This window comes from Pseudomonas sp. W2Oct36, assembly GCF_041060465.1.
Classification (GTDB): domain Bacteria; phylum Pseudomonadota; class Gammaproteobacteria; order Pseudomonadales; family Pseudomonadaceae; genus Aquipseudomonas; species Aquipseudomonas graminis_B.
This window is the reverse complement of the sequence record NZ_JAUERW010000001.1, coordinates 417,790-443,764: the sequence shown is the minus strand read 5'-3', so window position 1 is coordinate 443,764 and position 25,975 is coordinate 417,790. Positions and strand designations below refer to the sequence as shown.

The following is a 25,975-nucleotide window of genomic DNA, read 5'->3' as shown; positions in this document are numbered from 1 at the left end:
GTCGGCCATAGGTGAGCACAACATGAAAATCGACCGACCTCTCTGGGCTGCCGGGGCGCTGCTGTCCCAGCAGCAATTCCAGCAGCAAGCGCGCTGGGAAGCCTGGACCAACGAATGCATCGCCCATCTGTCGCGGGTCCATCCGTGGGGCGTGCAGACAGCGACGTTTGATCTTGAAGCGTTGCGGCTGGGCAAACTGAAGCCGTCCACGCTGCGCGTGCGGTTTCCGGATGGCACGCTGATCGACACCGACAGCGTTGATCGGCTGCCCGCCGCGCTGGCCCTGGAACACATCCTGATCGAACCGGGGCAGGGCGCGACAGTGATGTTGTGTTTGCCCCTGGAGCAGGCCAATGGCGGCAACTGCCTGTTCGAGGGGGGGCGCGCTGACCGACCGGTGCGCTATCGGCAGGAGTGGCGTGAGGTGCAGGATCTGTACGGCGACGATCAACAGTCGATCGGCGTGCTCGAGCACCTGCTCAGCCTGCGTCTGGCCAGCGATGACAATGCCGATTACCTGACCTGTCCGGTCGCCCGGCTGGTGCGGGACGGGCAAGGGCGCGCGTGCCTGGACGAGGCGTTCGTGCCACCGCTGTTGAGCTTTGCAGGGCACGCGGGTTTGCTGGTGCAACTGGACAATTTGCTGACCCAACTGGCGTCCAAGCGCCAGCGCTTGATGGGCATGCGCCGTGAGAGCAACCAGCGCATGGCCGACTTCGCAGTGGCCGATGTCTCGCTGTTCTGGCTGCTCAACGCGCTCAACACTTACCAGCCCGTGCTTGCCGATTTCAAGGCAAGCCCTGCGCGCCATCCCGAGCAGGTCTATCAGGAGTTGGTGAAGCTGGCGGGGGCGCTGCTGACGTTCTCCCTCGAACACGACGTTGAGGCGATTCCGGCCTACCGTCACGAAGCGCTTGAAACGGTGTTCCCGCCCTTGATGCAGATGATTTCGACGTTGCTCGAAGCCAGTCTGCCGTCGCGGGTGATCGCCCTGGCGCTGGAGCGGGTGCTCCCGGGGCGCTGGCAAGTGACGTTCAACGACCCACGGCTGCGCGAGGCCGACGCTGCTGACTTTTACCTGTCGGTGCGCTGCCGCGAGGCGCCGGCGCAACTGCAGGCGCAGTTCCCGCGGCTGTGCAAGGTCGGCACGCCGGACGACGTCGATCGGTTGATCAACGCAGCCTTGGACGGCGTTCCGCTGCAGCCCCTCAGTCACGTGCCGGCGGCGATCCCGCTGCGTCTTGAAAACCAGTATTTCGCTCTCGACTTTGCTCATCCAAGCGGTCAGGCCGTGCTCGCCGAAGGGGTTTGCGCGTTCTACGTCCCGGCGACGCTGCCGGACGTCAAGCTTGAGCTGTTTGCGGTATTGCGCTCATGAGCCGGCCGATGAAAAGCCAAACGGCTTTGCCGCCCGTCAATGTCGATCAAGTGCTGCAGGACAGTTACCTGCTGGTCGTCGAGTTGCGCCATGGCGCGGCCGCCCCGGACAGCGATGCGCTCTGGAACCTGTGCACCCGCCAGGTGGTAGAGGTTCGCGATGCCCTCAAGCAAGCCGGCGTCAGCCAGCGCAGTGTCGACTTCATCAGCCACGCTCAATGCGCGCTGCTGGATGAAACCGTGCTGGCCCACGCCGATCCCAGTGCCCGCGCCAAATGGACCCACGAACCGCTTCAGGCGCATTACTTCGGACGTCATCAGGCGGGGCAGTTTCTGTACGAAGAAATGCGTGAGGTGCTGCACGAGCCGTCTCCGGACCCGAGCGTGCTGAGGGTGTATCACCGCGTTCTGATGCTGGGGTTTCTCGGACGCTACAAGGAACCGAACCACCCCGAGCGGCAACAGTTGATGGCCGAGTTGACCGCCCGGGTAGCGCCGCTGACCCTGGATCAGCCGCTGTCCACCTGGATCGACGCCAGGGGACGCAAACCCTTGCCGGCCTGGTTGCGCGCACCGCTGTTGCATCTGCTGGCGGCCGGATTGTTGCTGGCGGGCATCTGGTGGTTGCTGGATTCGCACCTGGCGGCGCTGGTCGCTTCCCTTGTGACCGAGCGGGTGTGACGCGCCCATGACACTCAAGTTGATGCGCGCGCTTGCCCTGTGGTCGGGATGCTTGGCGCTGATGGTGATCAGCGTATTGCCGCTGAGCCTGGTCGCTCAAGCGGTCGCCGTCTTTGGCGCCGTAATTCTTGTGGTCGTTGGATGGCTGCTGGCGGGGCGGAGGTCGGCGCGTGTCGGTGGTTCGCTAAGTCTGGATGAGTTCAGAGCCCTTCCCGGCAGCGAACATCGGCTGCCAGTGGTGCTGGTGTGTGGCGAGGGGGCGGCGGGGCTTTTTGCTGTTGATCCCGATGCTGATGCCGATATCGCCGAGCAGGTCGTCGTGCGGACGACGGCGAGCGGTTGTTACGTCAGCGTGCCGAGCCTTGAACGATTGCCCGGTGTGGCCGCTGCGCTGCTGGCCGCCCGTCCGCAATGGCGTGGGCAGCTCAGCGTCATGTTCGTCATCAATCCAGCCCAACACGCGGACAGCGCGGTGCTGGCCGGCCAGCTTCGTGCGCTGATTCATCAGCTGTCGGTGATCCGCAGGTGTGCGCAGGCGTTGCCGTTGTGGGTCGTGAGTTATCAGCACATGTCCCAAGGGCCGGGGGATGTTCGTGGGACCGGCTTCAGCCGGGAAGAGGGCGTCTTGCGCACCGAACCCGTCTGGTTCAGTTGGGAAAATGGCGAGCCATCCGCCCGGGTGCGAAGCAACGGCACTTGCGTCAGCGTCGAGGAGTGGCAGAGGCAAGACGCCGCCGCGCTCACTGACCGTATGCAGCTCGCCGTGCAGATGAACGCCCACGCCGCCTTGCTGGTTCAGTACGTCGCGCCGCACTTCACTGGCATCGGCCGGCATCGCGCGCCGTCGCCAGTGGCCTATGCAATCTGCCAAGTGGCGTGTCTGCCTGATCCGATGCCTGGCAGCGTCTGGCAGCACTGGATACAGGTAAAAACTGCGCTGGTGCCGACCCGGTTGGCGATCGACACGGGCGGTGCTTTGCCCGCGCCGGATCCTTTGCTGGAATTGCTGCCCCGACACACCGGCAACAGCGCCGCGCGGCGCGCCACTGTCATCGGCATCTGGCTGACGGTCTTCGCTGCCGTCGTCGCGGTGTCGAGCTCGGCCCGGCAGAACACCTTGTTGATCCGCCAGGTCGGTGACGACCTGCGCCGCTACGCTTCGATCAACCAAACCGATCGCCAGGACCAGCAGGCGGTAGCCCGGCGCGAAGCGGCGTTGACCGTTCTGCACGACGACGCCCGGCGGCTGGATGACTACTACCGCTACGGCGAGCCCTGGCCGCTGGGCCTCGGCCTTTACCGCGCCGAACAGCTGCGCACCACGGTCTGGCACGCCATCGGCCGTTACCGGCCGCTAACCGACACGGCGCAGGCGCCCGGGCCGGTGCGCCTGGACACGCTGTCGCTGTTCAACACCGGCAGCGCCGAACTCAAGGCCGAGTCGACCCAGGTGCTGATCAACGCACTGGTCGGCATCAAGGCCCGACCCGGCTGGCTGATCGTCGTCACCGGGCATACCGACGCCACCGGCAGCGCCGAGCAGAACCTGCGCCTGTCCCGCGAACGCGCCGCTTCGGTGCGCGACTGGATGCAGCGCATGGGCGGCATTCCCGGCAGTTGCTTCGCTGTGCAGGGCTACGGCGCCAGTCAACCGATCGCCAGCAATGACACCGAACAAGGGCGCAGGGCCAACCGCCGCGTCGATATCCGTCTGGTGCCGGAAGAGGGGGCCTGCGGGTCGCTTTCTGCCGGGGCCGGGCCGGCTACCCCCGTCGCATTTCGCGGCACTCGATAACCCAAGCAAGGAGTTTCACATGGCAATTCCCGTTTACCTCTGGCTCAAAGATGACGGCGGCGCTGACATCAAAGGCTCGGTCAACGTGCAGTCCCGGGAAGGCAGCGTCGAAGTGGTCGCCCAGGACCACAGCGTCTACATCCCCACCGACAACAACACCGGCAAATTGACCGGCGCCCGGGTGCACACGCCGTTCCTGTTCACCAAGGAAATCGATGCCAGCAGCCCGTACCTGTACAAGGCCGTCGGCACCGGCCAGACCCTGAAAAGCGCCGAGTTCAAGTGGTACCGCATCGACGACGCGGGCCAGGAAGTCGAGTACTTCAACACCCTGCTGGAGAACGTCAAGGTCGTGCGCGTCGCGCCGAAAATGCACGACGTCAAGGACCCGGCCAAGGAGAAGCACAACCACCTGGAGATGGTCGAGCTGCGCTACGAGAAGGTCACCTGGACCTACAAGGACGGCAACATCATCCACTCCGATTCGTGGAACGAACGCCAGACCGCCTGACGCTGCAAGGCCGGCAGACAGGCAGCTTTTGCACGCCTGTCTGCCGGCTGCGGTGTGTTAGGTGGAGCGTCCGTTCGCGGTCGCTGCGCCAAGCACATCTACACGGCACGTTTCCCGAGAAAAAACAGCGAGGCGTCGATCGCTCAACGGTCTCGTCGCCGCTTATTACTCCTTCCGTTCAAGGACGATGACCCATGGCACAGAGCTCCTCCCGTTTGCTTCGCCGCCTCAATCCTTTCTGCGCCCAGGCCCTCAGTGCGGCGGCAACGCTGTGCCAGAGCCGCGGCCACGGCCACATCACCGTCGAGCACTGGCTGCTGAAACTGCTGGGGCAGGGCGACGGCGATCTGGTGCTGATCGGACGGCGTTATGAGTGGGACATCGAGGCGCTGTGGAGCGGCTTGCTCGACCACCTCGACCGCCTGCCGCGCAGTGTCCAGGCCAAGCCGCAGCTGTGTGACAACTTGCAGCGGCTGATCAAGAACGCCTGGGTGCGTGCTTCGATGGAAGAGGACAACGAGCAACTGCGCTCGGCCCACGTGCTGGGCGCGCTGCTCGAGTCTCCCGACCTCCTCGCATGCGTGGAGGCCTGGCCGTTGCTCAGCCTGAGCGAGGTGCAGTTGCGCCATTTGCTGCCGTTTCTTGACGAGCATTCCGATGAGCGCCCACAGCCTGGGCAGGGTCTGGACGTTGAACCGGAGATGGCTTCGGTAAAGATCTCGCCTGCGGATTCACCGGCGGAAAACCCTTCGCTGGCCAGGTTTACCCAGGACATCACCGAGAAAGCGCGCAAGGGCGAGATCGACCCTGTGCTGGGCCGTGACGACGAGATTCGTCAGGTCATCGACATTCTCAGCCGCCGGCGCAAGAACAACCCGATTCTGGTGGGCGAGCCCGGTGTCGGCAAAACCGCGCTGGTGGAAGGGCTGGCCCTGCGCATCGTCGAGGGCAACGTGCCCGCCAGCCTCAAACCGGTCAGCGTGCGCACGCTGGATCTGGGCCTGTTGCAAGCCGGCGCCGGGGTCAAGGGCGAATTCGAACAGCGCCTCAAAGACGTCATCGAGGCCGTGCAGCAGGCCGAGCATCCGGTGCTGCTGTTCATCGACGAAGCCCACACGCTGATCGGCGCGGGCAATCAGGCGGGGGGCGCCGACGGTGCCAATCTGCTCAAACCCGCCCTGGCCCGTGGCGAACTGCGCACCATCGCCGCAACCACCTGGAGCGAATACAAACAGTATTTCGAACGTGACCCGGCACTGGAGCGACGCTTCCAGATGGTCAAGGTCGACGAACCGGACGATGCCGCGGCGATGGTCATGCTGCGCGGTTTGAAGGCCCGCTACGCCAGCCACCACGGCGTGCACATCGAAGACGCGGCGATACAGGCGGCAGTGGTGCTGTCGCGCCGCTATCTGCCCGGTCGGCAGTTGCCGGACAAAGCCGTCGACCTGCTCGACACCGCCAGCGCCCGGGTGCGCATGAGCCTGGATTGCGAGCCCCAGGCGCGGATCGCGAGCAAGGCCCGGCAGTTTGCGCTGGAGCAGGAACGCCAGGCGCTGCAAGACGATCAGCGCGTCAACGGACGCAATGCCGATGAGCGTCTGACGGCCATCGCCGCGCAGCTGTTATCCCTGGGCGGTGAGCTGGCGCGACTGCAGGACCAGCACGCCCACGAACTCGATCTTGCGCAGACGTTGCTCGCTGCTCGTCATGCCGAAGTCTTTGACGCCGAGACCTGCACGGATTTGCAGGCCCAGCTCAAGGCGGTTCAGGGCGATGCACCGCTGCTGTCGCTGGATGTCGACGATCGCAGCGTCGCCCAAGTCATTGCCGACTGGACCGGCGTGCCCCTGAGCAGCTTGCTGAAAGATGAACAGGCCAGCCTGCTCACGCTGGAACAGTCCCTGGCCGCGCGGGTGATCGGACAGGACCGCGCGTTGACGGCAATGGCCCAGCGTCTGCGCGCCGCGAAAACCGGCCTGACCGAAGAAGACTCGCCGCTGGGCGTGTTCCTGCTGGTCGGCAGCAGCGGCATCGGCAAGACCGAAACCGCCCTGGCCCTGGCCGACACCCTGTTTGGCGGCGAGAAATCGCTGATCACTTTGAACTTGTCCGAGTACCAGGAAGCCCACACCGTCAGCCAGTTGAAAGGCGCACCGCCGGGTTACGTCGGCTACGGGCAGGGCGGCGTGCTCACCGAAGCGGTGCGCCAGCGCCCCTACAGCGTCGTCCTGCTGGACGAAGTGGAAAAGGCCCACCGCGATGTGCTCAACCTGTTTTATCAGGTCTTTGATCGAGGCTTCATGCGCGACGGCGAAGGGCGCGAAATCGACTTCCGCAATACCGTCATCGTCATGACGTCCAACCTGGGCAGCGACCTGTTGCAGGACTACCTGCTGGCGAACCCCGACGCGCTCGACGGGGAGGTCCACGAGCAACTGCGGCCGGTGCTGCGCGAGCATTTTCAGCCGGCGCTGCTGGCGCGTTTCCAGACGTTGATTTACCGACCGCTGCAGGCGCCGGCGCTCAAGCGCATCGTCGCAATCAAGCTGGGCAAAGTGGCAGAGCGGTTACGCCGGCATTACGGGCTGGACTGCCGGATCGACGAGCGCCTGCATGATGCGCTGGTGGAGGCGTGTCTGCTGCCCGACAGCGGCGCGCGCAACATCGACAGCCTGCTCAATCAGCAGATTTTGCCGGTGCTGAGTCAACAGCTTTTACAGCGCCAGGCGGCGCGATTGGCGACGCGGGGCGTGGTGCTGGGGCACTGCGAGGAGGACGGCATCACCCTTGAGTTTGTCGAGTCCCAGGCTTCGGTGGAGGGCGAATGATGAACGATGCCATCGGGGTATTTTTCGACCATAGCCGTCACAAACTCGTCGTTCATCACCTGCCTGTGACGCTCGACGTTTTAGCCTTTGAAGGTGAAGAACAGCTGAGCCAGCCGTTTCTTTATCGCGTGGAATTTACCTCGGTTGAGCGAGACATCGGCGCCGAGCGGATGCTGGGCCAGGATGCGCAGTTCAGTCTGCATGCGGCGGCCCACATGTTGCCTGTGGCGATTCCTGGGTTTCGGGTGCCTCGGGTTGAAGCGCTGCGTACGTTGCATGGGGTGGTTACCGGGTTCAAGCGGCTGTCCGGCTCGGCTGATGAAGCGCGCTATGAAGTGACGCTGGAACCGCGCCTGGCGTTGCTGGGTCGCGGGCGGCAGTTTCGGATTTATCAGCATCAGTCGGTGCCGCAGATTGTCGAGAGCATTCTGCGTACGCGCCATGACTTCCTGGGGCAGGACTTTCTGTTCACGCTGGTGCGGGAGTACCCGGCGCGCGAGCAGGTGATGCAGTTCGGCGAGAGCGATCTGGCGTTTATTTCCCGGCTGCTGGCCGAGGTGGGGATCTGGTACCGCTTTAGCAACAATGAGCGATTGGGTATTGAGGTCGTCGAGTTTCACGATGATCAGCGGCATTACGTTCGGCCGCGTGTGAGCTTGCCGTTTCGGCCGCAGTCGGGGTTGGGCAGCAGCGGCCAGGATGGGGTTTGGGGGCTGCAGGTCAGTCATGAGGTGGTGGAGCAGAGCGTTCACTTTCGTGCCTACCACCATCGTGACGCCGGTGCGTGGCTGGATGGGGATGTGGATCAGACTCGCGGTGATACCACGACTTATGGGGAGGCTTATCACTATGCCGAGCCGTACAAAGCGCTGGGTGACAAGCTCGATCAGGATGAAGATTTAGAGGGTGAAAGCGGGTTTTTCTTTGCCCGGTTGCGGCATGAACGGTATCTCAATAACCAGACTCGGCTGACCGGGATTAGCAGCAGTGCGTCTTTGGGACTGGCCCAGGTGCTGGCGATTTCCGATGGGGCGCCGCAGGCGTTTGAACCGGGTGCGGTGATCACTCGACTGCAGCTGCGGGCCGCACGGGATCGCAGCTTTGAGTTGAGCTTTGAAGCGATACCCTATTCCGAGAGCGTGTGTTTTCGGCCGCCGTTGCTGGCAAAACCGCAAATTGCCGGGACCGTCCCGGCGCGGGTCACCAGCTCGCTGGCCAACGATCCCTACAGCCACATCGACCGCGAAGGCCGCTACAAGGTCAGCTTTCTGTTTGACCGAGACAGCTGGGAAATCGGTCAGGAAAGCATGTGGCTCAGACTTGCCCGTCCCTATGCCGGGGATACCCACGGCCTGCACTTGCCACTGATCTGCGGCACCGAAGTAGCCATCGCGTTTGAGCAAGGCGATCCGGATCGACCCTACATCGCCCATGCGCTTCATGACAGTCGCCATCCCGATCATGTGACGTTGCTGCGCAGTGATTACAAACGCAACGTGCTGCGGACCCCGGCGAACAACAAGCTGCGCATGGAAGATGATCGCGGCAAAGAGCACATCAAACTCAGCACCGAACACAGCGGCAAGAGTCAGCTGAACCTTGGGCACCTGGTCGACAACGAGAAGGATAAGCGCGGCGAAGGATTTGAACTGCGCACGGACGGCTGGGGCGCGATTCGGGCCGGGCGCGGGGTGTTTATCAGTGCGGATGAACGGACCAGGGCCCACGGGCAGCAGCTCGACATGGACGCTGCAATCGAGCAGCTTGAAAGCGCGTTGTCGTTGGCCCGGTCCATGGCTCAAGCCGCGCGGAGTGCCCAGGCCATTGCCGCCGATACCAGCGGCCACGAACAACTCACCGCGGCCCTGACCAACCTGACCGAGCCCGGGCTTCTGCTGCATGCACCGGCCGGCATTGGCGTGGTCAGCCCCGAGGCTGTTTTGCTGTCCTCCGGCCGTGACAGCGTCGCCATCGCGTCGTCGCGCTCGACCAACATCAGCGCGGGACATGACATCACCGGCACCGCCGAGGGTGCGGTCAGCCTGTGCGCTGTGACCAAAGGCCTCGACCTAAAAGCCGTGGACGGGGATATGCAGCTCCACGCCTACGGCGGCGCGATGCACGCGCTGGCGAATGACCAGATAAAAATTGAAAGCCTGGCCGGCCGTGTCGAGATCAGTGCGCCCGAAGAAATCGTCTTCAGCTGCGGCGGCGCATTCATCCGCATTAAAGATGGCGATATCGAGCTGGGCGCGCCAGGGAACATCCATCACCGGGCCGCGTACGTGCTCAAGGGCGGTGCCACCACGCTGATCACCCCGGCGACACCGATACCGCCGGGCTATGCCGCGGGCTACACCCTCAGCGAACCCGATAAGGGTTACGCGCCCTACGCCCGTTACCTGATCACCACCCAGGAAGGCGAGCGGTTCCCCGGCGTGACCGATAAGGACGGCAAGACCATTCCGGTTCACACGCTATTGCCCGGGAAGGTAGTGATCGAGTTCCCCAATGACAAGCACGATGAGCAGTGACCACCGCTCAGGGGCCCCGTCGCCCAAATGGTTTGCGATCTGCATCGCAACGGCTACCGACACCGCGCCTGCCGCCAAGCAATCGGCCGCGACAATTTATCACCGCATCAAATCTTCAATCAGGAAGGACCCGGCATGAAAGACAGACAGCACCAGACGGACATTTTTTGCACCTACAAGCCTGTGGCCATCGGCCCCCAGAAAACCCATTGGGTTGAATTTCAACTGGTGGACGAGCGCGGCGAGCCGCTGGCTAATCTGCCGTGGCGGGCGACCAACCAGGCAGTGCGGGATGGCTGCGTTGCTGAGTACTCGGGGAGCACCGATGCCCAGGGTGTCATTCGGCTTGAGGATCTTTATCCGCTCGACGTAACACTGCTAATGCCAGCGGCGCCGTTGGCTGAAGTCCTGCAACAGCGGCGGTTGCGCGCGGTGCGTCCGGAGCCCGAGCGGCCGGGTGCAAGTGACAGCAAACCTCTGTACGGAAAGCAGCGTCCCGGGTTTTCGCCGGTGGAAAAGCAGGCACATGAGCAGGGGCATGCCTATCAGTATCTGCGAATAGGGCAGTTGTGTGATGAGCTGCCGAAGTTCAATCCGCCATGGCCAGAGCTGGATCCGCCACCGGCTTATCATTTCCCGGACGCTGAGTTTTCAGGGTTTACGGTGCAATACGAAGCGCTGAACTGCCGGCATGTCTTGGAAGTTTGCCCACTGCGGGCTTGGTCGTTGGTGTTGCATGATGAGCAGAAGTACAGCCTCGCGAATGCCTACAACCTGGGACTGATGAGCATCTTGTCGTACAGCAACCGCGCGGAGAATTTGTACGGGTCACCTGAGTATTTTTTTGCCGAGCAGTGCCTTGATCTGTCGAGAACTCCCAGGGTTTGGGACGGGGGGAAGAACTGGCCCTGTCTGGTCACCGACGTTTCATTCAATGACCGATACGCCTCCTGCGTAAAGATGAACACCGCGACGGCAGTGCCTCCCCATGGTGATACCCAACTTTTTTCAGTCGTAAACGCCACTCAAGTGCTGGTGGCATGGCGCGGCACCGACTTTGACCGCCTCCATGCACCTGATCTTGCTACAGACCTAACCTTCCGTCCTGTCCTGCCTGAGGTGAAAGCCGGCTGTGCGCCATCGATACCCTGCGTAGATATAGCGCTTGAAGGTCGGGTGCACTTAGGATTTCAGGAGGCTTTCAAGGCTGTGCAGGCCGTCTATGGTGGCCGGTTCGAGAAGGAACTCCCTTACAGCACCATTGGTAAGCAGCTTTTCATCTGTGGCCATAGTCTTGGCGGTGCGCTGGGGTTGATTCACGCAGCATCGCTCAGGGCTCACAACCCGCTTCTTTACACTTACGGCATGCCGCGCACCTTCACCCTGGCCGCGTTAAAGGCGTTGAGCGAGATTCGTCATTTTCGTCACGTCAATGACACCGACACTATACCCAGCGTGCCGCCAGAGGCAGATCTGGATAACCATCTCTATAGGCTTTACGGCCCTTTAGGCACGACATTAGGTTTCGCTTGGTCGATGGGTCAGGCCCTCGCAACTAATGTGATCGAATTCGGTGATTCATACGGCCATCATGGCGAACTTGCCATGTTTTATCGTGTAGAACAGCACATTCAGAGCCGTGGCTCTTCCTACCCTGCATATCGGAATAAGGATGGTCTCGGCGCGCCGTACTACAACACCATAAAGACCCGATTGCCCGTGCGGTCAAACCTGTACCTGGTGCCGAGTATTAATAAAACGTTAAGTGAGAAAAGCGGAAAACTACAACACCTGTTCATAAGCAGCCTTGACAAGAAAACGCTAGAGCGAATATTCCCACGCTACAAAAACCCCAAGCCGGGAGGGTTGCTAGGTATTGGGAATCACATGATGGGCGAATATATGGCACACATAACCCATCGACTCCTCACAGCCATCGAACCTGATCGGAAGCCGCCGCTTGATGCACAGGACGAGATCAAGCGCTTCGCGGAACAGATGACAAAGCATGGCGGCACCTCGCCGAAAGATGAATATGAGCGGAATGACCTGTTTCTTAAAATGCATAAGCAACTAGAAGCGGCATTGGAGGCAACAGTTCAGTCGGAGGGTGGGGCTGAAGCGCTGCAGCGGTTTGGCGCAGTTACAAAGTCGTCGGGTGTTTGAGATGAGCAAAGAAAGTTTGTGTATGAGAGCATTGCTGCTTTCCATTGCGACGGTCATCTCCACTAGTGGTTGCGCAAAAGACTACAGCATGGCTCCACGGCCAGATGGTGAAAAGGTTACTCTCACGATGAAGGTTTCTGATGAGCTGGAGCCGGATCCAGTAAGTGTGATTTACCGCTCAGCTCTCTGCCAAAGTGTGTTCCGTGACGGAGATGAGCGGCCTGAAACGCTAGATGGACACAAAGGATATGAGGTGAGACCCCTGCCACAGACAGATAGCGGTCTGTACAAAACTGAGCTCTATATAAATGGTGGTGGTCCATGCGACTGGCGTCTGAGCAGTGTGGTATTCGGCATCAATTATCGAGCACCAAATCGCTTTGGAAAAGACGTGGCATCAGGCACAGGCGGTACAGTTATTGTTCGGTTCGATGAAAACAACCCACCTCTCAGCGTCGGGCGGGCTAGGGATGTAACGGGCTCGAACCTAAGAATCGTTACAGATTACTATCCATGGGTGAACGAGAACTTTATAGGCGGGTACACGAAGCGGGCGAGTCTTTCGGGCGAAGGTCGCGGTTATCTAACATATAAAGCTCACCAGGCGCGGAATATATATTTTGAGCCGGTACTGCATTCAGACTTGGTAGTAACATCCGTGTCGCCAAAGAAACAAATAATCGGAGATTTCATAAGGTTTTACTACCCCGATGGAACAATAGAATCCAATGGGCAGTCGATGCCAGATTTTAAGAAAATGCAAAACATTCGCTTGTCGGCTGAAGCAAAAAAATGAAGTCGTTGGCTGCGCTGAAGAATGTGCACGGGAGCATTAGGTGATTGACGTGAAATCAAATCGAAAAATTCCATTTCTGTGCTTCGTATTGCTCACCTTCCTCAGTGGCTGCGCGAAAGACCGCAGTATGAATCCGTCGCCAGATGGTGAGAAAGTCAAAATCTATATAAAGATGCCCGAAGATCTTGAATTGAGATCCATGCGTGTCATGTACAGATCTGCCGTTTGTCAGCGTGTGACCTATGATGGGGACGGTCGGCCGGAGAGGGTGGACGGGCATAATGGTTTTGAAGTCCCACTACAGAGGCGCGAGGGGGATCTCTACGGAGCAAACCTGTTTGTCGACGGAGGCGGGCCGTGTGAATGGCGTTTAAGTAATGTGATGTTCGGAATGACCTACCGTGACCCCAGTCGCTTTGGCGAAAATGTTCTAGTTGGCGGGGGAGGCGGAGTAATAGTCGTATTCGATCATAACAATCCACAGCTTAGTGTGGGGAGGCGTGTGGCAGTTGAGGGTTCAGAGTTGAAAATCGTCAAGGATTACTATCTATGGCTAAACGAGAGATATACCGGAGGATATGTAAAGCGTGCCAGCTTGTCGGGATGCGGGAGCGGTTATATTACGTATGAAGCGAGGCAAGCAAGAAATGTTTATTTTGAACCGGTGTTTCATCCAGAGTTTGTGGTGACGTCTGTAGCGCCAAAAAAACACGCAGTCGGAGACTTCATTAAGTTTTTTTATCCGGATGGGACAGTCGAGTCCGATCCGGAAGGAAGGCCCAACTTTAAAAAAATGCAGGAAATCCGACTGAGAGCGGAAGCAAAAAAATGAAGTTACTCAATTTGGCGCAGAAAACCGCAAGGAGGGCTAAATGAAGAGTGCGAAGTTATTCGTAAAAAAATCAATTCTGTGTTTGGCGCTGCTCGGTTCCATCAGTGGATGCGCCAAAGACTACAGCATGGCGCCGTCACCGGGCGGCGAGCAAGTCAAGATTGCTATTAAGGTCCCCGAGGAATTAGAAGTAACACCCCTGAGGGTGATGTATCGATCAGCGATCTGCGAACGTGTCACCCATGACGGAGATGGACGACCCGAGAAGCTCGAAGGTTACAACTCGATTGATGTGAAATTGTCACACCAAAACAACGAAAGTTTCTATGAGGCAGATTTATTTGTAAGCGGCGGTGGGCTCTGTGAGTGGCGCTTAAGTAATGTTTTATTTGAGGTGAGCTATCGCGTGCCTAATCGTTTTGGAGAAAACGTGGGCTCAGGAGGGGGCGGTGGGGTAATTGTGATATTTGACCATAACGATCCACAGCTTCGGACATCTGGTTTGATGAAAGTTAAAGGGGCAGACCTTACTATCATCAAGGACTATTACCCTTGGGTGAAAGATAGTTACTCAGGCGGTTATATCAAGCGAGCGGGCCTGGCAGGCGAGGCGAGAAGTTATCTAACCTACGAGGCCCGTGAAGCCCGCAGCGTGTATTTCGAGGCGGTGTTGCATTCTGATTACGTGGTGTCATCGACAGCACCAAAAAAACACAAGGTTGGTGAATTCATTACGTTTAAATACCCTGACGGAACAGTAGAGTCTGATCGGCGGTCAGAGCCCAACTTTAAAAAAATGCAGGAAATCCGCTTGGCAGCTGAAGCAAACAAATGAAGTCGCTCGGTGTGCTGCACCCGTTTTTTAAGGAGCCTTATATGAGTAACGCGACGCTATACGCAAAAACTCCACTCTTATGCCTTGCGCTGCTCGCACTCTTAAGCGGTTGTGTAAAAGACTATAAAGTTCTGACTCCGCCGCCCGACAGCGAAAAGGTAAAAATTGTTATAAAAGTGCCTGCAGAGCTTGAGCCCAAAACTTTGGTTGCCAAGTACGAATCGGCCAGATGCCGAATGTTCGTCGACTTACCCACTGTGAGCCGTATGCAGTTTCCAGGATCAAACTTCCAGAATTCGAAGTTCACCAGGCAGGGAGAAACTGATTTCTACGAAGCAGAGGTATTCGTTGATGGCGGCGGTGAATGTGAATGGCAACTAGATAGCATCGAGTTTGGGGTCGTGTATCGTATTCCTAATCGTTTTGCAAAAAAAGTAACGGCTTATTATGGTGGGACAGTTATAGTTAGGTTTGACGGGCAGCACGCACCCTTTAATACGGTTGATCAGTTTATCGAAGGGCCGGACCTGACAATCGTAAAGGATTACTATCCATGGGTAAGGGAAGCCTATGAACTCGGTTACTACGATAAGAGCGTAAATCTGGCCAGAGAGTATGAAAGTTATCGTACCTACAGGGCTCGGGACGCAAGAAACATCTATTATGAACCGGTGCTGCATTCAGATCTTGTCGTGACGTCGACTTCCCCGAAGAAACGCGTCGCTGACGAAATCGTAACTACAACATTTCGCTACCCCGACGGAACGGAAGAATCCAATCGGGAACTTGAGCCAGACTTTAAGAAAATGCAGGAAATTCGCTTGAAGACGGAGGCGAAACAATGACGTTACTCAGTGGCGGGGAATGCCTCCAGGGCGATAAAACCACTCGGAAAGCATTAAGCATCTGGGCTTTACTCATGGGCATTACGTTATTGGCATCGCTCAGTGGTTGCGCACTTGACTATGAACTCCATCCCGACACGGAGGGGCATAAAGTCACGATGAAAATTAAAGTATCGGAAGGGTTAGTCCCGCCGCCCATGGCCGTGGGTTATCTGTCGACGATCTGCGAAAACGTTTATGAGGGGCCTGATGTATTCGGCAGTATCAGGGAGCAGCGTGTAGCGTTCAAACGGCGCGGGGCGGGCGATTTCTATGACGCCGATTTCGCTGTTGACGGTGGCGGGATGTGTAGGTGGCGCGTGGCTTACGTGAAGTTTGGGGTACGTCCTCAATGGCCTGAGCGCATTGGCGAAGGTGCGGTAGTGGGAACGGGAGGTGATGTCCTGGTCGTGTTTCAGCATAACAATCCGGATTTTCCGTCTGAAGGGGTTAAAAATGTGGTGGGCACCCATCTTGATATAAAAAATAATTACTACCCATGGTTAAAAGATGTCCTAAAGAAGGATTACGTCAAGAGGCTTAACCTGGTGGGTGAAGCGGTGCCTTACCAGACTTACCTGGCTCCCCAAGTGCGAAACATAAACGCTGAGGCAGTGCTTCACGCCAAGTATGTCGTGACATCAAAACAGCCAGAGTTCAAAGGCATCGGAATTCACCCTGCCTTTATTTATCCAGACGGGACTTCGGGCCCAGATGACAGCGATACGCCAGATTTTCCCACGCTTGAGGCCATTCGTTTAAAGGCTGAAGCCAGACGATGAGGACAAGTAATAACTTAACGTGTCACGCCTGATCTTTATATCGGTCATCAAGTCGGTGAGTACAGGCCCGCACCGTTAAAACCCGGCACGTATGACACGCACGCGCAACCCATGAGCTCGCCCAGGGATGCGCTCGCGCGGAATAAATACACGGCTTCATCAATTCATTAACAAAGGATCTTTCAATGTCACAAGGATTCGTATTGTTGGGTGACAAGACCACCCACGGAGGAGCGGTAATTTCCGCATCGTCTACTCATATCACCCAGGGCAAAGCAGTCGCTCTGGTGGGGGATAGGGTCATGTGTCCCATACCCGGACATGGCGTTAATCCCATTATTGAGGGTTGTGCCGACTGTTTAGAGGATGGCCGTGCGCTGGTGGTCGATGGTTGCCACTCGCTGTGCGGTTGCCAGGTCATTTCCAGCGCACCTGACTGGGCGGTGGATTGAAGATGGCGTGGCAACGTGAATACGTGCAAGCAGGGCTCGCACCCAAACCGCCTTCACCGGTTCGCTGGCTGCTGATCGTGGTTTTAGCGGGGGCAGCGGCTGTGCTGATGTTCCTGCTCTACGTCGTGGTGCCTGAATTGCAGGCGTTAAACGTATGGGCGCTCACCGCCTCGCCGTTGGTGGTGGCGATTCTCGCGCTGGCGGCGCGGGTGCACGCTTACGGTGGCGCTCTGGATGAGTACAGGCTGCTGCAGGAGCGGTCCCGGCTGGCACAGGTCGCCTGGGCGGAATGGGGTCAGCGTTACATGGCAGTCATGGGTGGGCTTGTTCTTTTGCCCGAGCATTTGTCTGCGGTGGCGATCATGGAACTGCCCCATACGCCTGTCCCACACTCAGGCAAAGCCCGCCGCATCGTTGGCCTGCCGAAGGGCCAAAAGGGCCGGGCCATGGCAGGTCTTGCCCAATTGATGGGTTCGCTGTCGACAATACTGGCGCCGCTGCCACCGAGTAAAAGTCTCAGGGTCACTGTCCTGACCGATGCGCCACAGGATGAGCATCCAGCATTGGCCGACGCCTGCCAGCAGCACCTGTCCGATCTCACCCCGTCATCCACCCTCACCGGCGTCCACGTAACAACCCAGTTTTCCTTCGCCTGGATGGAAGAAACACTTAAAACCCCACGCGACGCCGTCGACCTCATCCTCGTCGTCCAGGCCCACGGTAAAGAGGCTTACTCCGACGGACTCGCCGCGATCCTGCTGTGCGCCGACGCGGTCGCCAAAGCCCACAAGCTGCCCATCGCCGCGCGCCTGTTGCGCCCGATGCCCCTCGACGTCGATTCCCTGGAAACCGACTTCACCACTTTCCTCCAGATTCAGGCCAAAGCTCGCGATGCAACAGGCGTTTTGGCCGACGGCGCCGACTGGCACCCGGAAACCACCCTATTACTGGCGTCAGCCGCGCGAGAGGGTGCAGCGCTGTCGGTGGACCACCGCTGGATTCTGGAAGCCTTAAATGGCGTGCCGGGCCCCTGCGGTCGTTGGCTGCTGGCAGCCCTCGGCATCGAGATGACCAGGCTCGCGAAGCAACCCTTGTTGTTACTGAGCAGCGAAGACAAAGGCCGCTGGATCAACACCGTCACACCGGGAGACATCGCATGAAATCCATGATCGGCAATGGCTGGCGTCGCGCGGGTGGCGCGGTATGGCTTGTCGCCTTCGCAGCGGCGCTGGGCTGGCTTGTTTACACCTATGGCGCAACGGTCGGACTGACGGAGAGACATCAGCAAATCACGGTGTTCCTGTTGCTGATGGTGATCGCGCTGTTGGTGCAGACCCTTCCTCGTGCGCTGGCGCTGATGAAGGCCCGCCGCAGCGTCGAGCGGCAGAAGGGCGACGGCGTATTCCCACCGGAGGAGTCGTCATCCAACCCGGAAACCAAGAAACTCCCGGGCGTCGCGGAACTCCAGGAGCACCTCGACCACCAGTACAGCGCCTTCCAGCGCACCCGCACCCGCTTCATTCTGGTCGTCGGCGAGCCCGAACAGATCGAAGCCATCGCCCCAGGTCTTGCCGATGCCCAGTGGCTCGAAGGCCAGAACACCGTGCTGCTCTGGGGCGGCAGCCCGCAATCCCAGCTCTGCAAAACCGCCACCCGCTGGCACGCGGTAACCCAGCGGCGCGGTCTGGACGGCGTGGTCTGGGCCCTTGATAAGCAGCAAAGCGCCAACGCCGCGACCATGGGCAGTGGCGTCGCCGGTTTGCAGCAACTGGCGCGAACCCTGGGCTGGCAGTTGCCGCTGCACCTGTGGGAGGTCTGCGCGAGCCAATGGCCGCAGCACACCCGTCCGCGTGAGCCGGTTGGATCGTTGCTGGCCGCGCGCGTCACCGGGTCGCAGCTGGAAACGTCTCTTGCCCGTCTGGATGAGCCGCTGCGCAAACACGGCCTGGACCAGATGGAAGAAAGCGCGGACCACGACTTTCTCTTGCGCTTGTCCCAACAGCTGAAAGTGGAGGGCATCGCCCGCTGGCGTCAGGCGCTGACGCCGTTGCTGGGCAAGTTTGCGCGTGGAGTGCCATTGCGCGGGCTTTGGTTCAGCTTGCCGGCGCAACCCACCCACACCGCTGACCATTTGTGGCTGCCCGATCCAGCGTGGGGGGGCGTACTCCAAAACCAGTCACGCCAAACCCGCCGGCTAGGATGGCCCGTCACGCGCATCAGCTACGCACTGGCCTTGGGCACCGCGCTGATCTGGGCAGCAGGCCTGCTGCTGTCGTTCTCCACCCACCGCGCCCAGATCATCGACATTCAGTCGTCCCTCGCGGCCGTGCAGCCTTCGGGCAACGGCGATGAGCCGTTGCTCGCCCTCAACGCGCTGATCCTCGAAATGGGCAGGCTGAAGGACCGAGCCCGTCGTGGCGAGCCGTGGTACCAGCGCTTCGGGCTGAGCCAGAACGATGCACTGCTCGCGGCGATGTGGCCGCGCTATGTGGAGGCCAACAACCGGCTGATGCGCGACCCGGCGGCGGAGAATCTGAAGCGCCAACTGGCATCGCTGGTGGCGTCGCCCGCCGACAGTTCGCGGCGGGCGAAAGGCGCCCACAACGCTTACGTACAGCTCAAGGCCTACCTGATGATGGCCCGGCCGGAGAAAGTGGATGCGGCGTTTCTGGTGACCGCACTGGGCCATGCCGAGCCAACCCGAATGGGCGTGGCGCCGGGGTTGTGGAAAGGGCTGTCGCCCACGCTGTGGCAGTTTTACGCCGAACAGTTGGCGGCCAATCCGCAGTGGCGCATCGAGCCAGATAACGCACTGGTGGCCCAGGCGCGGCAGGTGTTGCTAGTGCAACTGGGCCAGCGCAATGGCGAAGCCAGCCTTTATCGGCAGGTGCTGGAGGCCGCCGCGACCCACGCTCCCGATCTCGGGGTTGAGCAGATGGTCGATGACAAGGAGGCGTGGCCGCTGTTTTTCACCGAGGCGAGTGTGCCGGGGGTATTTACGCGGCAGGCGTGGGACGGGCAGGTGCGCCAGGCGATCGATGACATCGTCGAAGCCCGCCGCGAGCAGATCGACTGGGTGCTCAGCGATCGGGAAAGCAGCGCCGTTGCCGACACCTCGCCCGAGCAGCTCAGGGCGCGCCTGACCGAGCGCTATTTCCATGATTACTCCGGTGCCTGGCTTGAGTTTCTCAACAGTGTACAGTGGCGACGGGCCGACAGCCTGGCCGACGTCATCGACCAACTGACGCTGATGAGCGACGTCCGTCAGTCACCGTTGATTGCCTTCATGAACACCCTGGCCTGGCAGGGGCAGGCCGGCAATCGCAGTCAGGGGCTCAAGGACTCGCTGGTGCAGTCGGCGCAGAAGCTGATGGGCAGCGAACGCTCGACCCGGGTGTCTGCCATCAGCCAGCAGCTCGACACGCCGGCCGGGCCGCTGGATCCGACCTTCGGCCCGCTGCTGGGGTTGTTGGGCAAGGACCCGGAAGGCAAGGGCGGCGATGACGACCTCAGCCTGCAAGCGTTCCTGACCCGCGTGACCCGGGTGCGCCTGAAGTTGCAGCAGGTCAGTCACGCCGCCGATCCCCAGGGGATGACCCAGGCCATGGCGCAGACCGTCTTCCAGGGCAAGAACATCGACCTCACCGACACCCGCGCCTACGGCGAGCTGCTCGCGGCCAGTCTCGGCGAGGAGTGGGACGGCGTGGCCCACGCGCTGTTTGTCCAGCCGCTGGATCAGGCCTGGCGCAAGGTGCTCGAGCCATCAACGGTGGCCCTCAACCGGCAATGGCAGCAAGGCGTTGTGGATGAATGGGACCAGGCATTCCTCGGTCGCTACCCTTTTGCCGCCACCGGCAGCGACGCCTCATTGCCGATGCTGGGCAAAATGATTCGGGCGGATTCAGGGCGTATCGAGCAGTTCCTCCAGCGCGAGCTGACCGGCGTGTTGCGCAAGGACGGCGGTCGCTGGGGGGTGGACCCGGCCCACGGCCAGGGCCTGCTGATCAACCCGAAATTTCTCGCGGCCGTCAATCAGCTCAGCCACCTGGCCGACGTGCTCTACACCGACGGGGGCATGGGCATCAGCTTCGAGCTGCAGGGCAAGGCGGTGCGCGACGTGGTGCAGACCACCTTCGTGCTCAACGGTGCGCGGCATCAGTACTTCAATCAGAAAGAGAGTTGGCAGCGATTTGCCTGGCCAGGCAGCAGCGATTACCCCGGCGCCAGCCTGACCTGGACCAGCGTGCGCAGCGGCGAGCGTTTGTATGGCGACTTTCAGGGCGCCTGGGGGCTGATCCGTTTGCTGGACACCGCCACCGTCAACGCACTGGACGACAGTGACAGCCGCTACCGCATCACGGTGCCGGCGCCGGATGGCCTGGACCTGACCTGGCACATGCGCACCGAGCTGGGCGCGGGGCCGATGAGCCTGCTGGCGCTGCGCAATTTCAAACTGCCGCGACAGATCTTCCTCAACGGGATCGCCAGCGCACCCACGTCATCGCGCGCCGAGGTGATGGAATGAGCCTGCAAACGTTGATCGCCACGACGCTGGGTGAGCGCGACGCGGTGGGCCTCGCCAGGGCCCAGGCTGAACACTGGACAGCGTGGCTGGCACCGATCAGTGCCGAGTCCGCCGTGGGTCACGACCCCGGCTGTGACGATGATTTCCAGAGCATGCGCGAGGAGGTCAACAAACTTTCCGGAGCGGACGCCGATCGGGTCGTCTCGCTGGCGGAAAAGCTGCTAAAAGGCGCGTGCAAGGACCTGCGCGTGCTCACCTATTACCTGTGGGCGCGCCTGCAGCGGGACGGCGAGTCCGGGCTGGCGGAAAGCCTGAACCTCCTGGCCGCGATCATCGAACGCTACAGCGCCGACGTGCTGCCGGCGCGTCCCAACAGTCGCAAGGTAGCGCTGGAGTGGCTGGCGAGCGCCAAGGTGCTGGACAGCCTCACGCTGTACCCGGAAGTGGTGAAAGCCGAGGCCGAGCGCACAGTCGCCGCGCTCGCCTGGCTGGATCAGGTGCTGCAAGGCTGGCCTGCGCAACAACGCCCGGAACTGGGCGCGCTGTACGCGGCGCTGTCGGCACGGCTGGCCCAGGCCGGCGGACTCGACGCCGTGGTGCCGCAGTTCAGCGTCAGCCATGACGCTGCGAATCCTCAGGCCACCCAACACGCCGCCACCCCTGGCGTCGGCCCCGCGCCAAATACCATCCGCTCGGGCCGTGACCTGCTGGACAACGGCCGCACGCTGGCCAGCTATCTGCGCGAACAACCCCAGGGCTGGCTGGCCGCCCATCGGCTGATGAAAAGCCTGCGCTGGGACACCGTGCACCAGTCGCCGCCCCACGACGCGAGTGGCCGAACACGATTGGCACCGCCCCGGGGCGAATACCGCGCGCAGCTCAAACGGCTGTACCTGCAACAGAGCTGGAACGAGTTGCTCGATCAGGTGGAGCGCATGTTCGCCGAGGGCGTAAACCATTTCTGGCTCGACCTGCAGTGGTTTCTGTATCAGGCGCTGAGTCGGCAACCTGCGCCATTCGAGGGCTGGGCACGCATCGTCAAGGAGGACCTGGGCCTGCTCCTCGAACGCCTGCCGGGCCTCGAAACATTGTGCTGGGACGACGGCTCGGCCTTTGCCGATGAGACCACCCGCGAGTGGATCGAACAGCACGTCAGCACCCAGGGCGCTGCTGCCTGGTTGCCCGCGCCGGCCGCGTCCAACCCAGACGACGCCGACATTCTGGCCCTCGAAAGCGAGGCGCTGGCCCAGGCCGACCGCGACGGCGTCGAGGTGGCGCTGGCCTGGCTCGACACGCGCCCCGACATTCACAGCGGCCGGCAGCGCTGGCTGCTGCGCCTGCTGATGGCGCGGGTCGCCGAGCAGTACGGCAAAAGCGAGCTGGCGTTGCACCTGCTCGGCGAACTGGACGCCAGGGCCCAGCGCCATGTCCTGGCCCAGTGGGAGCCGGCGCGGGTGTTCGAAGTCAAGGCGCGGCTGCTCAAGTTGTTGCGTATCAAAGCCCAGCGCAGCGACGCCGACAAGGTTGCGCTGGGCAAACGCATGGAGCCGCTGCTGGCGGCTCTGGTGGCCATGGACCCGGTCCGCGCAGCAGTGCTGTGCGGCTGACACTCACAACCAGGAGGTTTCTTTGAACACGGACAATCTGACCCTGCGCTATTTCGATGCCGAAATGCGCTACCTGCGCGAGGCCGGCAAGGAGTTCGCCCAGGCGTTTCCCGACCGCGCCGCCTCGCTGAATCTGGACAAACCCGGCGCCCACGATCCCTACGTCGAGCGGCTGTTCGAAGGCTTCGCGTTCCTGATGGGGCGCCTGCGGGAAAAGCTCGACGATGACTTGCCGGAGCTGACCGAAGGCCTGGTCAGCCTGCTGTGGCCCCACTACTTGCGCACCATTCCCTCGCTGTCCATCGTCGAGTTGCAACCCGACGTGCACCAGATGAAGCAAAGCGAGGAGGTCGCAACGGGCTTTGAAATTCAGTCGCAACCCATCGGCCCTCAGCGCACGCGCTGCAATTACACCACCACCCAGGCGTTGACCCTGCGTCCGCTGGCGTTGGATTCGGTGCGCCTGGCCCAGGAGCCGGACGGCCGCCCGCTGATCCGCCTGCGTTTTTCCTGTGGTGCGCTGAGCCATTGGGGCCAACTGGACTTGCGCCGCATCCCGCTGTACCTCAACGCCACGCCGGCGGTGGCCAACGCGCTGCACCACGCGCTGACCCTGGGCACCCAGGCGCTCTATGTCCGTCAGCCCGGAGACGCGCAACGTCAACCGCTGCAAGGGCGCTTTGCGCCCAAGGGCTTCAGCGATGAAGACCGGCTCTGGCCCAAGGGCGACAGCGCCTTCAGCGGCTATCAGTTGCTGCTGGAGTACTTCAGTTTTCGCGAGAAATTCATGTTCGTCACCTTGCACGGGCTCGAGAACATGAGCATCGCGCCGGACGCGCCGTGGTTCGAGCTCGAGGTCGTGCTGAGTCAGGCGTGGCCTCACGGGCTTGCCCTGAGCGCGGAACAGATTCGCCTGCACGCCGTGCCGGTGATCAACCTGTTCCCGCTGGAGGCTGACCCGCTGTCCCTGGACCCTTTGCAGACCGACTATCTATTGCGGCCGATGCGTCTGCAGGACGGCCACACCGAGATCTATTCGGTCGACCGGGTGACAGCGTCCCGGGGTTCCGGGCGGGAAGCGTACGTGCCGTTTTCCAGCTTCCGGCACAAGGGCGGCATGCTCCGCGACGAGGCGCCCGAGCGCTACTTCCACACCCGCCTCAAGCGCGCAGCGAACGGGCTGCATGACACGTGGCTGATATTGGGCGGAGAGGGCGCCGACGTCGATCGGCTCGCCGAGCGCGCGTGTCTGTCCCTGCGGCTCACTGGCACCAACGGCCAGTTGCCGCGAAAAGCGCTGCAAAGCACGATCCTCGACACGCCGTTGCACGCCACCCAGGCAGGCCTGCGGGTGCGCAATCTGTGTGCGCCGACCCTGCCGTGCTACCCGCCGAGTCGCGACCGTTTTCACTGGCGAGTATTGAGCCACCTGGGCTCGAACTTCCTGCCGATGCTCGACAGCGCCGAAGTGCTGCGCGGCACCCTGGCGCTGTACGACTGGACCGGCAGCGAGCTCAATCGCCGACGTCTGGAGGCCATCGTCGACGTCCGTCACCACCTCATTCAGCGCTTCGAAAAAGGCTTTCTCCTGCGCGGGGTGGACATCGAAGTCACCCTCGACGCCAACGGTTTTGCCGGCGAGGGCGACATCTGCCTGTTCGGCGAAATGCTCAACCGGTTCTTCGCGCTGTACGCCGACATCCACCTGTTCACCCAGATCACCCTGATCCTGCAACCGACCGGGAGGAGCCTGCGATGGAGCGAAAACCACAGCCAGCGGATTCCCGGCTAAGACTCGTCGAATGGCTCGATGCCGTGCAGGGGCGGGTGGCAGAGGCGAGCGTCTACCGTTTCTGCCAGTTGCTGGAAAGCGCTGCGCCCGGCCAGCCGTCGTTGGGCAGCACGGAAAACCCGAAGGATGATCTGGTGCGTTTCCGGCCTGACCCCGGCATGGGCTTTCCGGCCAGTGAGCTCAAAGCCGTGGAGTGGTCGTCTGAGGATCAGCCACTGCCCGCGACCGTGCGCACCCGCTTGCTCGGCCTCTATGGCGTGGATTCACCGCTGCCGACGCGCTACCTCGACGACATCGCGCAAAAGCGGGAAGGCCACGAGGCGCTGGAGGGGTTTCTCGACATCTTCAACCATCGGGTCTTCACCCAGTTTTACCGGATCTGGCGCAAGTACTCGTACCCGGCCTCATTTGCGCCCGCGGGTGCCGACCCGACCTCGCAATGCCTGTTCGGGCTGATCGGGCTGGGCATCCCCGGCACGGCAAAACGTATCGCCACGCCGCTGTCGCGCTTTCTGGCGCTGCTCGGGGTGATGCGTTTGCCGACCCGCAACGCCGAAGGCATTTCGGCGCTGGTGCATTTACTGGCGTCTCACACCCGGGTGTCGATCGCGCCGCACTGGCCGCGAAACATCGCCCTCGCCACGCCGGCCAGCCTGTCCTCCGCACGGCCGGTGAACCTGTCCCAGGGCACGCCGCTGGGCAGCGTCGGTCGCGACGTCAACAGCGAACTGTTGCTGACACTGTTCACCGCCGACCACGACGAGGCGCGGGAATGGCTGCCCGGCGGCGGCTTGCACAGCGACCTGCGGGTGCTGCTGCAGGTGTATCTGGGCTGGCGCTGTACGGCGCGGTTGCGCTTGTCGCTGCCGATTGAGTGCCTGCCGGTGTCAGCGCTGAGCGGACGCGGCGTGCTGCTGGGCATGACTGCAGGGCTCGAGTTGAAGGGCCGCGCTGCCGGGGAAAACGACACGATCACTATCCATTTGGGCCGTTATCAAGGGCTCCACCTCAACCCTCAGGAAAGAGAAACCACCCATGTCGCCTATGATTTTTAGAGCGTTGACCCTCTGCGCCTTCGGGCTCCTCGTCAGCGGCTGCGGGGTCACGCAGAGCGTGTCGGAATCCACCGCGTCCATGACCCGGGCGATCTTCTACAAACAGGTCAGAACACTGCGTCTGGACTTCGACGGCCGCCAGGCCCTGAACAACGACGGCACGGACATGCGCGCCTTGTCGGTGCCGGTGATGGTGCGGGTGTACCAGCTGCGCGACGGCAAATCGGCAAGCAAAGCCACCTACGACGACCTGCTGCGGGACGCCGACCGCCTGCTCGGCGCTGACCTGCTGGATCAGCGCTCACTGGTGATCAAGCCGGGGGAGGGTGCGCAGCTGGATGTGCCGCTGGACGAAAACGCCGGGGTGGTCGCCGTCGTCGGGTTGTTCCGCGAGCCCGATTCACAGGCCAACGACTGGCGCATGCTGCTCAACCGCGACGACCTCGACCCGGACCGGCCACGGGTTATCGAACTGGGAGAAAGCCGGCTGACGCTGCGCCCCCTGGCCGAGGGTTGAGCC

The 25,975-nt window shown here is 61.2% G+C and carries 19 protein-coding genes; all 19 read left to right on the top strand.

The features are described 5' to 3' along the window. Positions 1 to 22: 22 nt before the first annotated feature. The 19 genes from tssK (at position 23) to tssJ (ending at position 25,972) form a co-directional block, all read left to right on the top strand. Positions 23 to 1,378, top strand: a complete 1,356-nt coding sequence (gene tssK / locus QWI18_RS01875; protein ID WP_369318057.1) for a type VI secretion system baseplate subunit TssK — start codon at positions 23 to 25, stop codon at positions 1,376 to 1,378. 8 nt (positions 1,379 to 1,386) lie between these two features. Next, the gene (gene tssL, locus QWI18_RS01870; RefSeq protein WP_369318056.1) at positions 1,387 to 2,058 is read left to right on the top strand and encodes a type VI secretion system protein TssL, short form; all 672 of its coding nucleotides are present in this window, start codon (positions 1,387 to 1,389) and stop codon (positions 2,056 to 2,058) included. 7 nt (positions 2,059 to 2,065) lie between these two features. Continuing rightward, complete coding sequence (locus QWI18_RS01865) at positions 2,066 to 3,853, top strand: OmpA family protein (protein WP_369318055.1); 1,788 nt, start codon at positions 2,066 to 2,068, stop codon at positions 3,851 to 3,853. 19 nt (positions 3,854 to 3,872) lie between these two features. After that, positions 3,873 to 4,364: an Hcp family type VI secretion system effector gene (locus tag QWI18_RS01860; protein WP_065991578.1), complete on the top strand. Its 492-nt coding sequence runs from the start codon at positions 3,873 to 3,875 to the stop codon at positions 4,362 to 4,364. 194 nt (positions 4,365 to 4,558) lie between these two features. Then, the gene (gene tssH, locus QWI18_RS01855) at positions 4,559 to 7,195 is read left to right on the top strand and encodes a type VI secretion system ATPase TssH (RefSeq protein ID WP_369318054.1); all 2,637 of its coding nucleotides are present in this window, start codon (positions 4,559 to 4,561) and stop codon (positions 7,193 to 7,195) included. Continuing rightward, positions 7,195 to 9,729 (top strand): type VI secretion system Vgr family protein, encoded by a 2,535-nt coding sequence (locus tag QWI18_RS01850; RefSeq protein ID WP_369318053.1) that lies wholly within the window; start codon positions 7,195 to 7,197, stop codon positions 9,727 to 9,729. The genes tssH and QWI18_RS01850 overlap by 1 nt, the downstream gene beginning before the upstream one ends. A 135-nt stretch (positions 9,730 to 9,864) precedes the next feature. Next, a complete protein-coding gene (locus tag QWI18_RS01845; protein ID WP_369318052.1) occupies positions 9,865 to 11,895 on the top strand; it encodes a lipase family protein in 2,031 nt (676 codons plus the stop codon). Position 11,896: 1 nt separating this feature from the next. Then, positions 11,897 to 12,691 (top strand): hypothetical protein, encoded by a 795-nt coding sequence (locus QWI18_RS01840; RefSeq protein ID WP_369318051.1) that lies wholly within the window; start codon positions 11,897 to 11,899, stop codon positions 12,689 to 12,691. A gap of 40 nt (positions 12,692 to 12,731) precedes the next feature. Further along, positions 12,732 to 13,523 carry a hypothetical protein gene (locus QWI18_RS01835; protein ID WP_369318050.1) on the top strand — a complete coding sequence of 264 codons (792 nt, stop codon included), beginning with the start codon at positions 12,732 to 12,734 and terminating at the stop codon, positions 13,521 to 13,523. A 40-nt stretch (positions 13,524 to 13,563) separates the two neighbouring features. Continuing rightward, positions 13,564 to 14,358 carry a hypothetical protein gene (locus tag QWI18_RS01830; RefSeq protein WP_369318049.1) on the top strand — a complete coding sequence of 265 codons (795 nt, stop codon included), beginning with the start codon at positions 13,564 to 13,566 and terminating at the stop codon, positions 14,356 to 14,358. 41 nt (positions 14,359 to 14,399) lie between these two features. After that, positions 14,400 to 15,203, top strand: a complete 804-nt coding sequence (locus QWI18_RS01825) for a hypothetical protein (protein ID WP_369318048.1) — start codon at positions 14,400 to 14,402, stop codon at positions 15,201 to 15,203. Further along, positions 15,200 to 16,024 (top strand): hypothetical protein, encoded by an 825-nt coding sequence (locus QWI18_RS01820; protein ID WP_369318047.1) that lies wholly within the window; start codon positions 15,200 to 15,202, stop codon positions 16,022 to 16,024. Before QWI18_RS01825 ends, QWI18_RS01820 begins: the two co-directional genes overlap by 4 nt. 185 nt (positions 16,025 to 16,209) lie before the next feature. Beyond that, entirely contained in the window at positions 16,210 to 16,476 is a 267-nt protein-coding gene (locus QWI18_RS01815; RefSeq protein ID WP_369318046.1) for a PAAR domain-containing protein, read from the top strand. A gap of 2 nt (positions 16,477 to 16,478) precedes the next feature. Beyond that, the gene (locus QWI18_RS01810; RefSeq protein ID WP_369318045.1) at positions 16,479 to 17,636 is read left to right on the top strand and encodes a hypothetical protein; all 1,158 of its coding nucleotides are present in this window, start codon (positions 16,479 to 16,481) and stop codon (positions 17,634 to 17,636) included. Further along, positions 17,633 to 21,001: an ImcF-related family protein gene (locus tag QWI18_RS01805; protein WP_369318044.1), complete on the top strand. Its 3,369-nt coding sequence runs from the start codon at positions 17,633 to 17,635 to the stop codon at positions 20,999 to 21,001. Before QWI18_RS01810 ends, QWI18_RS01805 begins: the two co-directional genes overlap by 4 nt. Beyond that, positions 20,998 to 22,608, top strand: coding sequence for a type VI secretion system protein TssA (gene tssA / locus QWI18_RS01800; RefSeq protein ID WP_369318043.1), 1,611 nt, complete (start codon positions 20,998 to 21,000; stop codon positions 22,606 to 22,608). Before QWI18_RS01805 ends, tssA begins: the two co-directional genes overlap by 4 nt. A gap of 22 nt (positions 22,609 to 22,630) precedes the next feature. After that, on the top strand, positions 22,631 to 24,400 hold the full coding sequence (tssF, locus tag QWI18_RS01795) for a type VI secretion system baseplate subunit TssF (protein ID WP_369318042.1): 1,770 nt from the start codon (positions 22,631 to 22,633) through the stop codon (positions 24,398 to 24,400). After that, on the top strand, positions 24,364 to 25,455 hold the full coding sequence (gene tssG, locus QWI18_RS01790) for a type VI secretion system baseplate subunit TssG (protein WP_369318041.1): 1,092 nt from the start codon (positions 24,364 to 24,366) through the stop codon (positions 25,453 to 25,455). Before tssF ends, tssG begins: the two co-directional genes overlap by 37 nt. After that, positions 25,436 to 25,972, top strand: a complete 537-nt coding sequence (gene tssJ / locus QWI18_RS01785) for a type VI secretion system lipoprotein TssJ (RefSeq protein ID WP_369318040.1) — start codon at positions 25,436 to 25,438, stop codon at positions 25,970 to 25,972. The genes tssG and tssJ overlap by 20 nt, the downstream gene beginning before the upstream one ends. Positions 25,973 to 25,975: the final 3 nt, after the last annotated feature.